Source organism: Sphingobacterium sp. BIGb0116, from assembly GCF_024808035.1.
Taxonomy (GTDB): Bacteria; Bacteroidota; Bacteroidia; order Sphingobacteriales; family Sphingobacteriaceae; genus Sphingobacterium; species Sphingobacterium paramultivorum.
The window spans coordinates 396514-411476 of record NZ_JANUDT010000003.1 but is presented as its reverse complement, the minus strand read 5'-3'; the positions used below and the strand labels follow the sequence as shown (position 1 = coordinate 411476).

General features: G+C 39.0%; 14 protein-coding genes. 5 read left to right on the top strand and 9 right to left on the bottom strand.

Annotation, left to right across the window (positions count from 1 at the left end; all coding sequences use genetic code 11):
• Window positions 1–54 precede the first annotated feature (54 nt).
• The 4 genes from M2419_RS10675 to M2419_RS10660 form a co-directional block, all read right to left on the bottom strand.
• The gene (locus M2419_RS10675; protein WP_153848830.1) at window positions 55–1341 is read right to left on the bottom strand and encodes an anthranilate synthase component I family protein; all 1287 of its coding nucleotides are present in this window, start codon (window positions 1339–1341) and stop codon (window positions 55–57) included.
• 3 nt (window positions 1342–1344) lie between these two features.
• Window positions 1345–2622: an adenylosuccinate synthase gene (locus M2419_RS10670; RefSeq protein WP_070564133.1), complete on the bottom strand. Its 1278-nt coding sequence runs from the start codon at window positions 2620–2622 to the stop codon at window positions 1345–1347.
• Window positions 2623–2750: 128 nt separating this feature from the next.
• Entirely contained in the window at window positions 2751–3242 is a 492-nt protein-coding gene (locus tag M2419_RS10665; protein WP_046673375.1) for a Fur family transcriptional regulator, read from the bottom strand.
• Between the two features lie 110 nt (window positions 3243–3352).
• Window positions 3353–5572, bottom strand: a complete 2220-nt coding sequence (locus M2419_RS10660) for a bifunctional (p)ppGpp synthetase/guanosine-3',5'-bis(diphosphate) 3'-pyrophosphohydrolase (RefSeq protein ID WP_070564136.1) — start codon at window positions 5570–5572, stop codon at window positions 3353–3355.
• A 151-nt stretch (window positions 5573–5723) separates the two neighbouring features.
• Between M2419_RS10660 and M2419_RS10655 the strand changes: the two genes are divergently transcribed.
• The 3 genes from M2419_RS10655 (at window position 5724) to bshB1 (ending at window position 7772) form a co-directional block, all read left to right on the top strand.
• Complete coding sequence (locus tag M2419_RS10655) at window positions 5724–6356, top strand: DUF4294 domain-containing protein (RefSeq protein ID WP_153848812.1); 633 nt, start codon at window positions 5724–5726, stop codon at window positions 6354–6356.
• A 19-nt stretch (window positions 6357–6375) separates the two neighbouring features.
• Window positions 6376–6867, top strand: a complete 492-nt coding sequence (locus M2419_RS10650; protein ID WP_153848813.1) for a glutathione peroxidase — start codon at window positions 6376–6378, stop codon at window positions 6865–6867.
• Between the two features lie 173 nt (window positions 6868–7040).
• Entirely contained in the window at window positions 7041–7772 is a 732-nt protein-coding gene (gene bshB1, locus M2419_RS10645; RefSeq protein ID WP_153848814.1) for a bacillithiol biosynthesis deacetylase BshB1, read from the top strand.
• Between the two features lie 105 nt (window positions 7773–7877).
• Here bshB1 and M2419_RS10640 read toward each other — a convergent pair whose 3' ends face one another.
• Genes M2419_RS10640 through M2419_RS10620 form a run of 5 tightly spaced genes read right to left on the bottom strand, consistent with a single transcriptional unit; the run spans window position 7878 to window position 11886 of the window.
• Window positions 7878–8405 (bottom strand): hypothetical protein, encoded by a 528-nt coding sequence (locus M2419_RS10640; protein WP_153848815.1) that lies wholly within the window; start codon window positions 8403–8405, stop codon window positions 7878–7880.
• A 54-nt stretch (window positions 8406–8459) separates the two neighbouring features.
• Entirely contained in the window at window positions 8460–9269 is an 810-nt protein-coding gene (locus tag M2419_RS10635; RefSeq protein ID WP_153848816.1) for a phosphate ABC transporter ATP-binding protein, read from the bottom strand.
• Window positions 9227–10078, bottom strand: coding sequence for a PstA family ABC transporter permease (locus tag M2419_RS10630; protein ID WP_159726724.1), 852 nt, complete (start codon window positions 10076–10078; stop codon window positions 9227–9229). The genes M2419_RS10635 and M2419_RS10630 overlap by 43 nt, the downstream gene beginning before the upstream one ends.
• Window positions 10071–10967 carry a phosphate ABC transporter permease subunit PstC gene (gene pstC / locus M2419_RS10625; RefSeq protein WP_153848818.1) on the bottom strand — a complete coding sequence of 299 codons (897 nt, stop codon included), beginning with the start codon at window positions 10965–10967 and terminating at the stop codon, window positions 10071–10073. Before pstC ends, M2419_RS10630 begins: the two co-directional genes overlap by 8 nt.
• Before the next feature lies 1 nt (window position 10968).
• Entirely contained in the window at window positions 10969–11886 is a 918-nt protein-coding gene (locus M2419_RS10620; protein ID WP_259254948.1) for a PstS family phosphate ABC transporter substrate-binding protein, read from the bottom strand.
• A 199-nt stretch (window positions 11887–12085) separates the two neighbouring features.
• On the opposite strand from M2419_RS10620, the gene M2419_RS10615 reads away from it, so the two are divergent.
• Entirely contained in the window at window positions 12086–14191 is a 2106-nt protein-coding gene (locus M2419_RS10615) for a HEPN domain-containing protein (RefSeq protein ID WP_259254947.1), read from the top strand.
• A gap of 12 nt (window positions 14192–14203) precedes the next feature.
• Window positions 14204–14962 carry a uroporphyrinogen-III C-methyltransferase gene (gene cobA / locus M2419_RS10610; RefSeq protein WP_120336169.1) on the top strand — a complete coding sequence of 253 codons (759 nt, stop codon included), beginning with the start codon at window positions 14204–14206 and terminating at the stop codon, window positions 14960–14962.
• Window position 14963: the final 1 nt, after the last annotated feature.

Sequence of the window (14963 nt, the reverse complement as noted above, 5' to 3'; positions counted from 1 at the left end):
AAGGTCGAAAAAATACTTGAAGCAAAAAATATTCTCTACAAAATTAGTATAGTTTTATTCTCCCAAGCTAGCATCTAAAGCTTCAAGAATACCAGAAGCCTTCAAAAGACATTCTTGATACTCCTGATCGGCAGCTGCCTGATTGGTAACTGCTCCACCAGTATGAAAGGAAAGGTACCTTTTTTGTTTATTGTAAAGCAATGAACGGATAACGACGTTAAAATCAAATTCATCATGCACAGTGTCAAAGTAACCGATAGATCCAGCATAGATACCTCGCTTTCGAGCTTCAAGCTGATCGCAAATTTGCATAGCTGCAATTTTGGGAGCACCTGTCATCGAACCTGCCGGAAAGGTATTTCTAAATACATCCACATTGGCGACTTCTGGATCTTGCATGCAGGTAATAGTCGAAATCATTTGATGCACTTGTTCGAAGGATTGAATCTCAAAAAGGCGGGTGGCCTCAACCGTTCCGGGAAGAGCACTTCGTGTCAAATCATTACGAACCAAATCAACGATCATCACATTTTCGGCGATCTCTTTTTTTGACCTCAACATATCAGCTATAATCTGTTGGTCCTCTGTTGGATTTGCCCCCCTTTTGGCCGTTCCTTTAATCGGCTGAGAAATCAACTTTCCTTGTCTTTTCGCTAAAAATCGCTCCGGAGAAGCACTCATGATAAAATGATAACCTACCTTGAAAAATGAACTAAAGGGCGTAGGTGATATGGTATTCAACCGATGATAAACTTCCATAGGAGAGATATCAGCATCATCAGCAAAAAATTCCTGGCAAAGGTTCACTTCATAGATGTCTCCACGCTGAATATGTGCCTGTACATTTTCAAAAGCTTTGACATATTCACCCTTTGTCCAACGCGACTGCACCTGCACAGAAATTGGGGTTATCGCAGGAATCTGAGTATCGGAAATAGCCTGATAGATTTTAACAGGATCCTCGGCTTCTATATGCACTTGACCCGCCATCCATCGAAGTGTAATTGCCGGCACAAAGAAATAAGCTTCTGGAAATTCGAGCTGATCCTTTCCTGTTGTCTGTAATTCTTCTATCTCATTCTTAAGGTCGTAGGATAGAAATCCGGGGATAAACTGAGATTGATGTAATCTCAAAAAAGCGTCGAGCTGGTCAAATACATTTTCATTTGCACGGAAAGAGAATAATGCCTTGACAGCCAAGATCTGTTCAAATTTGCCCCATTGATCGGACATCCCATTACTATTAAAGAAAGAAATTTCATCAAATTGCCCCGACCAGTGCAGGGCTTTTTGATGAAATTTATCTTTAGAATCGAGAAGATCAAAACTTTCGATCCGCATAGTTTATTTTGATAAAGCTAATGTTTGTTTACGATCAGGACCTACCGATAGGATCGTGATAGGTACTTCAAGAGCTTTCTCTAAATAAGAAATATAATTTTTTAATGCTTCAGGTATTTCTTGTTCAGACGTTATACCGGTCAAATCTTGTTTCCACCCATCAATTTCTTCTAAGATAGGTTCTGCTTGATGCGTGATGATTTCATAAGGCATATAATCAATCACTTCACCATTATACTTATAATGTGTACATGCGTAGATTTTGTCGAAGGTATCCAAAACGTCAGCCTTCATCATAATCAAGTCTGTCACGCCATTCAACATAATGGCATATTTCAAAGCTGGAATATCGATCCATCCCGTACGACGAGCACGGCCTGTAGTCGCTCCAAATTCATGACCTAATTGACGTAATTTTTCGCCAGTTTCATCGTGAAGTTCAGTAGGGAAGGGACCGCCACCTACGCGAGTCGCATATGCTTTAAAGATACCATATACCTTGCCGATTTTATTTGGTGCGATACCTAAGCCTGTACAAGCTCCGGCCGTTGTGGTATTAGATGAAGTAACAAATGGATAAGAACCAAAATCAACATCCAAAAGCGTACCTTGAGCACCCTCAGCTAACACACGTTTGCCTTCTTTCAGATATTGATTCACCAAATGCTCTGAATCCACATGTGGGATAGATTTAATGAATTCGATTGCATCTAAAAATGCTTTCTCTTTTTCACTGAAATCAGGTATTTCACCGTAATGCGAAAGAATACTTAGGTGTTTTTCTTTCAACTTTTGGTAACGCTCTTGAAAATCTGGAAGTGTTGTATCACCGACACGTAAACCATTTCTACCGGTTTTATCCATGTAAGTTGGACCGATACCTTTCAGCGTGGATCCGATTTTTCCTGCACCCATTTTTGATTCTGAGGCAGCATCCAATAATTGGTGCGTCGGCAGAATAAGGTGTGCTTTACGCGCTAAAACCAAATTGCCTTTACCCACCGGATCAAAACCAGCTGTCTTCAGGTTGTCTAACTCTCTTTTTAAGATAATCGGATCGATAACGACGCCATTACCAATAAGATTTAGTGTACCTTCATTGAAGATACCAGATGGAATTGTGTTGAGTACGAATTTCTTGTTATCGAATTCCAACGTGTGTCCGGCGTTAGGGCCGCCTTGGAAACGAGCGATTAAATCGTATTTTGGACAAAATACGTCTACGATTTTACCTTTACCCTCGTCACCCCATTGTAAGCCCAAAAGCACATCAACTTGCATAGCTTTTAAAGTATAGTAATTAAAATGTTATTAATAAAAATAGACTCTATTCAAAAATAAAATGTTCAGGAATTTTCCCCCTGAACATTCCTGAACAAATGTACTATTATATTTAAGAAAATATAAGATTAATTTGAAATAGCTTCGTGAGCGACGGTCTCTTCTTTTTTGTTCTTAAGTTGACAGTCTTGACATACACCATACAAATTGAGAGAGTGGTGCTTAATGTCAAATTTTAAAAGATCCCCCATGAGACTCTGAATTTGATTGATACGTGGATCACAGAATTCAACGACCTTATTACATTCAATACAGATCACGTGATCGTGTTGTTTGAACCCATAAGACTTCTCAAATTGCGCCATGTTCCTTCCAAACTGGTGTTTTGTAACCAAGTCACAAGAGACCAAAAGTTCTAGGGTATTATAAACTGTAGCACGACTGACACGATATTTCTTGTTCTTCATATGGATATACAAAGACTCTACATCAAAGTGATCAGTACGTGAATAAATCTCTTCCAAAATCGCATAGCGCTCTGGTGTTTTTCTTAGATTTTTATTTTCTAAGTAGGCTTCAAAGATTTTTTTTACAGTTGCAAAATTTTCAGCTTGATTCATAGTAAAAATATTCTTGTACAAATTTACCAATTAAGATTGATATTTCCTCTATTAAAAATAGTGCTTAATAGTAGTCGCCTTAGCGTAATTTTCAATCCAACTCTTGGCTATTAATTTTCCGATTCATATCGATTGACACCTGTTATCCCTCTGACTTGCTTTAAATTTCTCATCAAACTTTCAAGCTGAGCAGTATCATTCACATAGACCATAATATTACCATCAAAAATACCTTCGTTACTTGAAATTGACAAGGACCGAATATTAACAGCAAATTCTTGCGAAATAACAGTTGTAAGCTTATTTACTAATCCAACATCATCTATGCCAACTATATGTAAACCTGTCAAAAATGCAGAATCTTTTGTAGAAGCCCAGCGTGCTTTTAAAATTCTATAGCCATAATTTGCCATCAGCTTGGAGGCATTTGGACAGCTCGTACGGTGAATTTTTATACCATCATTAACTGTCAAAAAGCCAAAGACATCGTCACCAGGGATAGGGTTACAACAGGGTGCTAACGTGTAATCGACTTTCTGCATGTCGTCACCAATTAAGATCGTGTCGAATTCCTTCTTATTTATCTTTTCAACTAGTCCACCTATATGGGTATTAAATTGATTTCCTGATGAAGAACTTACATTAATTTCAACTGCTTTTTCATGCGCAACATATTCTCTCAGTTGCCGAATATCAACAATGCCCTTAGCAACATTGTAGAAAAGATCCTGCGAACTAGGATATTTTAAAAAGTTGGCAATTTTATTAATATTATCCGTATTATAGGTAACTTTTAGCGATTTCAACTTACGTTCCAAAATCTCTTTCCCATCCTCCGCAACTCTTCTCTTTTCCTCTTTTAAAGAAGATCTGATTTTGGATTTGGCTTTTGCAGTCACAACAAAATTCAACCAATCCTCCTTAGGCGACTGCTTGCTCGATGTAATAATCTCTACCTGATCCCCATTTTGCAAAATATGACTCAAAGGAACAAGTTTGTGATTTACTTTGGCGCCAATACAACTTGCCCCAATATCAGAGTGGATCTCAAAGGCAAAATCTAAAGCAGTGGCATTGTTGGGTAGTTGAATCAGTGTTCCTTTGGGGGTGAATATAAAAATCTCATCGGAGAAAAGATTCATCTTAAAATCATCCACAAAATCCATCGCATTTTGATCCGGACTACTTAAGACATCGCGTACCTTTTTGATCCATTGATCCAAGCCAGAATCTGAATTTGATTCTTTATACTTCCAATGCGCTGCAAACCCTTTTTCGGCAATTTCATTCATCCGTTTGGTTCGAATCTGAACTTCTACCCACTGCCCTTTAGGTCCCATTACCGTAGTATGTAAAGACTCATAACCATTTCCTTTCGGAGAGGAAATCCAATCCCGAAGACGGTCGGGGTTAGGGCGATACAAATCTGTGACAATAGAATAGACTTTCCAACATTCGGTTTTTTCTTTTTCATCCACAGCATCTATTACAATACGTATGGCAAACAAATCATAAACCTCCTCAAAAGGAATCGATTTTTTTCGCATCTTATTCCAAATAGAATGGATTGATTTAGGTCGCCCAAATACGGACGCCTTAATACCCTGTTCCTCCAATATCTCTTTGATGGGACCAATAAAATCGCCTATAAATTTTTCGCGCTCGGCTTTCTTCTCATTCAGTTTTCGAGCTATAAATTTATAGGTGTCCGGATCGGTAAATTTCATCGAGAGATCTTCCAATTCGGATTTTATCGCATACAGCCCAAGACGATGTGCTAATGGTGCATAAAGGTAACTTGTCTCCGAAGCAATCTTCAGCTGCTTATCCCTGGCCATAAATTCCATAGTACGCATATTGTGCAGCCTATCTGCCAATTTAATGAGAATTACACGAACATCGTCAGCCAGTGTGAGCAACATTTTTCTGAAATTCTCCGCTTGCATGGAACTGTTTGGATCAAAAATCCCTGAAATTTTGGTAAGCCCATCGATAATTCGGCGAACTTTCTTACCAAACATTTCTTCAATTTCATCCAATGTAACATTGGTATCTTCAACTACATCATGGAGCAAGGCGCATACTATAGATGTTGTTCCTAAGCCAATCTCTTCAGCAGCAATCTGGGCAACAGCTATTGGGTGATAAATATAAGGCTCTCCTGATTTGCGTCGCATCTCTTTATGACTATCCAATGCTAAATCAAATGCCTTTCGGATCTCCTGCTTGTCTCCACGCTGTAAAGTTGGCTTACAAGCGCGCAACAATGCACGGTAACGTTTCCTTATCTCTTTGTTTTCTGCTTCAATATCAATCACATAATCTTTCATAAACGTTGCAGGTAAATGATGTTTTTTGAGTAAATTTGTGTAATTTAGTTAATGTATTCTTGAATACTATTTTCAAGCTAACTTATTTTGTAATAAATCTACCAAAATATTATAGCATTGACAAATTAAAAAGCGTTATATAATTGCCCAAATGAAGACAATATTATTTTGTTTGCTTTTCCTCACAAGGACTTTGTCCGTATGGGCACAGTCTCAATCACTCACTCTTCCTTTGTATGGAGAGGGGGCGCAGGAGATCGTAAACAGCTATATGACAACAACCTTGACAAGCGGAGAGGTGCTACCTTGGTTTCCGATTCCAGAGGTCACTGTTGTAGCCAAAAGAACCTGGTCAAGTGAAGAAGCACGAAGAGAATATCTCCGCTTTAGAAGAAATGTCCTAAAGGTTCTTCCTTATGCTATATATGCGCAAAAAAGATATGATCAGCTAGACAGAGATCTCGCGCTAACTTCGGACAAAAAGGAACATAAAGCATTGGTTGAAAAATGTGAAAGTGACGTAAAACAGATGTTTGACCGAGAAATCAAAAATATGACTATTTCACAAGGCAAAATACTCATTAAATTGATCGATCGTTATACGGGACATACCGGTTATGAAATGGTAAAGGAAATGAAGGGTGGGATTTCCGCTTTTTTCTATCAGGGAGTCGCGAAAATATTCGGTCACAACCTAAAGTCAACTTATGACCCAAAAGAAGACTTTGCCATTGAAAATATCATTAGGGAATTCGAGAAGTCGAGACCTCAACCTGTTATGTGACCAATCAAACCAAAACCAGATGAAAACAGTATACGACTTTGACGCACTTCAGTTTAACGGTAAAAAAAAATCCCTCGCTGATTTTGAAGGTAAAGTTTTACTCATTGTCAATACTGCCAGCCAATGTCTCTTTACCAGACAATTTAAATCGCTCGAAAAACTTTACCAAAAATATAAAGACCAAGGTTTCGAAATTCTGGCATTTCCAGCAAATAATTTTCGTAACCAGGAACCGTTAACCGGTAGTACGCTAGAGACATTCTGCCGGATCAATCAACAGGTGAGTTTTCCTATTTTTAAGCGTAGCCATGTTATCGGCGAATACACAACACCTTTATACAGTTTTCTTTCGAGCAAAGATCAAAATGGACATATTAACAGTAAACCTTCCTGGAATTTCCACAAATATCTGGTAAACAAAAAAGGAGAGGTCATTGATTTCTATTATCCGACTACTTCGCCATTATCAAGTAAAATTTGTCGCAATATTGAGCGTCTTTTACAAGAGTAACCCATAAACTGCTTACATTTGCCGCAGTTCCCCACAGCACAGGCCGAGTCGTATATGGACTTGGGATCAATAACCACACAGGATTAGTAAAGGTTTTTCGCCAAAACTATCCATCGGTCAATTGGAATGATTTGTCATAAAAAGGGAAGCCAATTAAAAGAGAGAAATATTATATGTTAAAATTAGATCTACTTATCATTGCTGTACATCCAGATGACGCTGAGCTAGGCGCAGGAGGTGTGATGGCAAAATATGTTGCAGAAGGAAAAAAGGTAGGAATTGTTGATTTAACCCAAGGTGAGCTCGGCACGCGTGGCACAGCGGAGACTAGAGCACAAGAAGCAAAAGATGCTGCCGAAATATTAGGGCTGGCCGTTAGAGAAAATCTTGGCCTAAGAGATGGTTTCTTTGAAAATGCTGAAAAAGAAAAAATGGCTGTAATAAGGGCCGTCCGCAAATACCAACCGGATATTATCATTACAAATGCCATTACTGATCGCCACCCAGACCATGGAAGAGCGGGACAGATGGTCAACGAAGCCTGCTTTCTTGCTGGCTTGAGAAAAGTGGAAACTTTTGATCAGGACAATATTCCTCAGGAGGCCTACCGCCCTCGATTGGTACTGCAATTTGTACAAGACTATTATATCAAACCTGATGTTGTCATTGATATAACAGATTATTATCACATTAAAGAAAAATCTGTACTAGCTTACAAAACTCAATTCTATACCGGAGAAAATGTAAATCCGGATGAACCACAGACGTATATTTCTAATCCGGATTTCATGGAATCGACTGCTGCTAGAGCGCGAGAATTTGGACGGTACATTCAAGCGAAATATGCCGAAGGATTTACTTCCAAGAAGATACTTGGCGTTGATGATTTATTTCATCTGAAGTAGGAAGTAGAATCTATCTGATACTATGGTAAAATAAAATGCGGGATTATTCATATTTTAACTAGAATGGTCCCGCATAATTCCTTAAACGAGGTTTATAAACTGATTTTATGGAAACGATATCGGTGGCATGCTGATTTTACTGATGTTTATCCCAACAAAGCAATCGTCTTGACAATTATCGGGAACATAGCCCGCAGAAGAAATTAGACCATTGTTTTTGGCTTCAAAATAGATCTTTGAGTCTCTTCTTTTTATCAGCCAATCCTTCTTTGCTCTCTCATAAACTTGATCCAGCGTAGAAGCTTCATAGCCTTCGTCGTGCGTATTTAATTCAGTCTTGTTTTCGGTCCATTTAGCATAAGTCTGCACTTTGCCATCTTCGAGGTGTGTTTTGGCTTCATATGATCTATGTTCTACCTGACCGTTAAAAACTGTTATTGTGGTCGTACTATTACTTCCTGTCCAGGAAGAGCTGGTAACAGTATATTGATAAGAATTTGCATTCTCCTTTTTATATTTTTGATAAGCTTCATAACTCTTATCAAATTCAGAAGAATAAGCGACATCTTTACTACAGGAAATAAAAAAACTTGACAGGACCAATGGTATGGCAATAAAACAGCTACTTTTCATAATTAAGTTATTTAAATCTTAATTAGAACGATCCCGCCTGCACATTTGCTACACCTAGGAAATAAACCCTTTTACATATTGTTTTGTTATTTCATTTTGAGGATTTAACAGAACCTGCTCTGTTGGGCCAAACTCAAGGATCTCGCCCCCGTAAACAAAAAGGACATAATCAGACACGCGTCTTGCCTGTCGCAAGATGTGCGTCACCAATACAATGGTATAATCTTTCTTCAATTCAATTAATAATTCCTCAATTTTAGCAGTAGAAAGTGGATCTAATGCAGATGTCGATTCATCCCCAAGGATAATCTCAGGTTCTACAGCCAAACCTCTTGCAAGACAAAGCCTTTGTTGCTGACCAATGGACAATCCGCTAGCCGAATGTCCGAGGCGATCCTTGACTTCGTCCCATAGAGCCACATTTCGCAATTGTGTTTCCACAATTATGTCCAACTCCTTTTTGCTTCGAGTACCATGTATACGAGGACCATAAGCCACATTGTCATAGATCGACATTGGTAGCGGATAAGGTTTTTGGGACAAAAGTCCCATTTTCTTACGAATATGCGTTACTTCAGCATTTCTACCATAAATATCCTCACCATTAACGAGAACCGAACCCGTTATTTCAACACCTTTAGTATCGTCTACCAATCTATTAAGCGTCTTCAAAAGCGTTGTTTTCCCACAACCTGAAGGACCAATAATAGATGTGACACTATTGTTTGGTAGCGCGAGGTTGATATTTTTGAGTATATGTCGCCCGTCAATATAAACGTTAAGATCCTTGATTTCAATATGTGGATTGATCAAGGGATTTGTTATCGACGATTTTTTTGTTTCGATTGAAGGATATGAGTGCATACTACAATAATTAAAATAATGATTGTTAAAACTAAAGCTGAAGCATAAGCGCGCCCCTGAACTTCAGGAATAGGACTACTTAACTGAAAAAATATGGCCAATGGCAACGTTGCTGCCGGTTCATCAATATATTTTGGAAGATTATCACTAAAACCTGTTGTCAATAAAACGCCTGCAACATCACCAATAGCACGCCCAAAAGCCAACAAAATTGCAGTAAGAAGCCCTGTTCGGACACTCCTTAGCATGACCTTAGCCAATTCCCAGCGTGTTGTCCCTAGGGAAAGAGTAACATTCTTTAGGTCTTCAGGAATGGTTTTGATCAATTCGTCCACAGTACGAACCACAATTGGAATCGTTAGCAGTGTCACTGTAATGATACCCCCCAATAGCGATGCTCGAATACCTAAATAAACCATAATTCCAAAACCAACAGCCCCATAAACAATAGAAGGAACACCATACAATACATCAAACAACAATTTAGAAAGTTGAGTCACTTTTGATTTCGCTCCCAAATAAACATTAAGGTACAACGAAATCGGAATTCCTATAATTGCAGACAGGGCTGTTGCCACACCTGCTAAATAAAGAGAACCCAAAATCGCATTCAAAATCCCACCTTCCTTTCCAATATAAAATCCACCTTTTGGCAACTGACTAACCATCGCCCAACTGAGATAAGGAAGCCCCTTATACAAGATAGTTCCTACGATAAAAAATAGGGAAGCAGTGACAGTTATCCCAGAGAGATGCATAAAACCTTTGGCTACCTTTTCACTCAATAGCCGTCTTTTCGTATTATCCATGCTGAGCTCCTTCCAGTCGTCTCAATATAAGACGAGATATTAAATTAAAAACAAATATGATCACGAACAGCAGCAACGCTGAGAACATTAATGCAGATTCATAAAGCGGAATTGACATCATTTCCCCAAAATTATTGGCTATTAATGCTGGAATTGGATATCCCGCATCAAATACCGAAGTCGGCACCTTTGCAACATTGCCACAGACCATCAATACCGCTATTGTTTCACCAAAGGCTCTAGATGTTGACAAAACAATGGCAGCAACAATACCCGGCCTAGCTTTTTTCAGAATAACATGTTTGATGGTATCCCATTTTGTCGCACCTAAAGATAGCGAGGCCGCCTTTAAGTCATAGGGAATGGTCTGAAGTACCTCAACCATGATGGAGATCATGATGGGAAAGATCATCACCGCTAATACAATACCGCCAGCAAGCACAGAATATCCAGAGGTTACAACACCAAAGATCGGCGCTATATACAACTGAATCAAGGGTACAATAAACAAGACACCCCAGACTCCATAAAGTACAGGTGGTATTGCAGCCAAGATATTGACCAAAGGAAGCATCATATTCTTTAAAGCATCCGAAGCATATTCAGTTAAGTAAACAGCAGTCAGTATACAAAGTGGAATCGCAATAATAAGAGAAATCAAGGTAACGGCAAGCGTGCCTGCAATAAAAGGCAAAAAGCCAAACGACCCTTTCATTGGTGACCAAACCTTATCGGTTAACAGTTGAAAGATATTACTGTATTCAAATAACGGAATCGATTTTATGGTTAAACCAACCGCAATAATCACCACAACTGAAAGTGAAATCAGTAAGAGGAGCAAAGTGGATCGCTTGACCAATATATCTTTAACGAGACGAGTATTTAGCATGCTATAACTTATTAAGTTCTTCTTTTATCAGTGTTTCATTTAGTGGGACATAACCATTTTCAAGGAGCTGCGATTGCGCCTGTTTCTGGCGCACAAAAGAAATAAACTCCTTCAACAGAAGGGATTCGGTCTTATTACGCGTTACAAAGGTTAACTCTCTTGAAGGTGGAGCAGGGTATTTCCCTGTAGCAACGGCCTCTGTCAAATTAGATAGTGTACCATAAAACTGCTCATTATCTTCAACATGTCCATTTTTATTCAGATCCAAAGGAACAACAGCAATACGGTCAAAGACCTTGTTAGTTTTTAGATTATAAACGTAATTAATGTTATTGAATCCAATCCCATTGATATCATCCTTAATAGCTTGGGCAATCCCGGGATCACCAAAAATGCCAATACCTTGCAGATCTTCCTGCTTATGACCAAAAAATTTGGCCCATGTTTCAGCTGCTCCAGCAGCATCCGAACGCACATACACGTTGATAGGATCCGCCGTAAACTGAGAATCAATTTCTTTCCAGGTCTTAAACTTTCGATTCACAAAAATATTCAGCAATTCTTCGCGACTCAAACCACGCTTCAAAATAGTAGGATAATTAGGGTTGTCAGGATTGATCGTACAGATAACGGCGTCTTTTGCAACAATAATTGGAACAGCCCCTTTTTTTATTTCCTGCTCATGTAGATCTCTAGATACCATCCCAATATCAACCATCCCTGTAAGAACATCTGCAATTCCTTTTCCAGCACCTCCAGCTGAAATATTGAAGCGAACATTGGGGTGTATTTTTTTAAAATCTTCACTCCAAACCAGTGCCAAAGGATAAAGGGCAAATGCACCGGACAAAGAAATATTACCTTCAAAACCATGTTCCTTGCTGTAACCATTTTTAACTTTCGGCGCACAGGAAGTCATTTTAAATACGATTACATAGCTTAAAATCAGAACTATAAAACACTTTCTTATCATTACACCTAAAAGTCTACAGGTTTTGTATATTAAATTTTATAGGGCAAATATATATTAATTTGGTAGATATTATAGAATATTAAAAAAATATTTTTACATTTGACCCTGAGAAAAGAATACTAAATCAATAGATTTTATTTGTTATATGCAAAGCTTCCGCACAGAATTAGAAAACCCAATCGTGGAAAAGGAAATTATCGAACTTGAAAAAAAGATTCGATTGTTCCATGAGGGCAAAATTGCCGACGAGAAATTTAGATCCTTGCGTTTGGCTAGGGGGGTATATGGACAAAGACAACCTGGAGTTCAAATGGTTCGTATAAAACTTCCATTTGGAAAGGTTACGTTTAAGCAATTGAACAAAATTGCAGCGATATCAGACGAATACGCAAGCCGCAACCTGCACCTGACCACACGTCAAGATATACAGATTCATTACGTTAGCCTTGACCGTACACCGGAACTTTGGTCCAAATTGGCTGAAGACGATATTACATTACGTGAAGCTTGTGGGAATACAGTCCGTAATGTCACCGCTTCTCCAAGTTCAGGAATCGATCCAAAGGAACCTTTTGATGTTTCGCCATATGCTCAGGCTACCTTTGAATATTTTTTACGTAATCCAGTATGTGCGGAAATGGGACGAAAATTCAAAATGTCATTTTCCGCCAGTGATGAAGACACGGCGTTTTCCTATATTCATGACCTTGGTTTTATTCCAAAAATAAAAGTTGTCAATGGTGTGGAAACTAGGGGTTTTAAAGTGCTATTGGGTGGGGGATTGGGATCTCAGCCTTTCTTAGCATCAGTAACAAGCGAGTTTCTACCAGAGGATGAACTGATCCCCTATATAGAAGCTACACTTCGTGTCTTTGATCGTTATGGCGAAAGAAATAACCGCAATAAAGCTCGATTCAAATACCTTATTCAGAAATTAGGGTTAGAAGAAGTGCTAAATTTAATTGAAGCCGAAAAAATTGCGACGAAGGTGAAAAGCTATCCGATCGACCGAACCAAAATCGAACAGCCATTACCACCAGACGACAGCCAGTTATCAGCTATTGATCTAGATAGCGACCTAAACTATCAGGTCTGGAAGGGCACCAATACATTCGGACAAAAACAAGACGGATATTATGGTGTCTATGTACGGGTATCCACGGGTGATATTGGTACAGATAAAGCACGTGCGTTGGTTGCTGGTCTGAACAATTTGGTCGCTGACGATATCCGTATCACGCAAAACCAAAGCTTACTGCTAAAATACGCAACAGAAAAGTCACTGCCACATATTTATCAATTACTTAAATCTTTGGATCTAGCTCAGGTCGGTTTTGATAGTACAGCAGATGTAACAACTTGCCCTGGTACGGACACCTGTAATCTAGGCATCTCAAACAGTACCGAAATGGCCCGGGTTATTGAATCTTATATCGCTGAATTTCATCAAGATTTTGTCTTTAATCGTGATTTAAAAATCAAAATTTCGGGCTGTATGAATTCTTGCGGCCAACATGGTCTGGCACATATTGGCTTTCATGGTAGTTCAGTCAAAGCGGAAGGCAAAGTGGTTCCTGCAGCACAAGTTATGCTTGGCGGTGGAACAATTGGCAATGGTGAAGGGCGTGTTGCAGAGCGTATTATCAAAGTACCAACAAAAAGAGTCTTACATGTTGTAGAATGGGTGCTAAATGATTATAAAAAAAATGCGGAAGCAAATGAAAATTTCCATGCTTACTACGACAGACAAAGTAAGAATTACTTTTATAATCTTTTAAAACCGCTATCGGATCTGACCAATCTCGCTGAAGACGAATTTGTCGACTGGGGGCATGAAGGAACTTTCCAAACGGCAATCGGGGTTGGCGAGTGTGCGGGTGTCGTTATTGACTTGGTTGCCACATTGATCTATGAGGCGGAAGAAAAGTTGCAATGGGCAAATGAAACATTTCAAGAATCCAAATTCTCGGATGCAATTTATCATGCCTATAATGCCTTTGTACAAGCAGCAAAAGCCCTATTATTGGATAAGGGAGTTAGCGCAAGCACACAAAATATCGTAATAAACGAATTCCAAACACATTTCGTGGAAACAGGTGAATATAATTTTGACCAAACGTTTCCGGAATTAGTCTTACAGATTAGTAAAAATGAACCAACGGAGCATTTTGCAATCAACTACCTTCAGGAAGCAACGAAGTTTATCAATGGAGTCTATCAACGTAAAAATTTAAAACCAGTATTGGTATAGGAGGGAATAGGTATGTCAATAAAAGCAAAAGTAACATTAGTCGGAGCAGGTCCGGGTGACCCGGATCTGATCAGCCTAAAGGGCATCAAAGCAATAGAAAAAGCAGATGTCATTTTATACGATGCCTTGGTGAATGAAGAATTACTGGATTACGCACAGGCTGAATGCATCAAGATATACGTTGGAAAACGAGCAGAACAACTCTCTACTTCACAGGATGAAATTAATCGCCTTTTGGTGGATTATGCCTTAAACTATGGCCATGTTGTCCGTCTAAAAGGTGGTGATCCATTTGTTTTTGGCCGTGGTGGAGAAGAAATTGATTACGTACAACAATATGGTATTGAAACGGCAGTTGTGCCGGGTATTTCCTCCGCAATTGGGCTTACCGGACTACAACAACTTCCATTAACTTACCGGGGAATCAGTGAGAGCTTTTGGGTCATTACAGGTTCCAAATCAGACGGCTCACTGTCAACAGATCTTTATCTGGCGGCAGAATCCAAGGCCACTGTCGTTGTCTTGATGGGCTATGGAAAATTGGCAGAGATCGTGGAAATTTACCGTCAAAGAAATCTGCACAATTTACCAATAGCCTTAATTCAAAATGGTTCATTGCCTAATGAAAAGGTTGTACTGGGTACTATCGATAATATTCTTGACGAATCAACAGAGAAAAGGGTCGGCGTACCGGCGATTATTGTAATCGGCGAGGTCGTTGCTAAGCATCGTTCATTCCAACACATTAAAGAAAAAGCTTTAGCTTTATAGA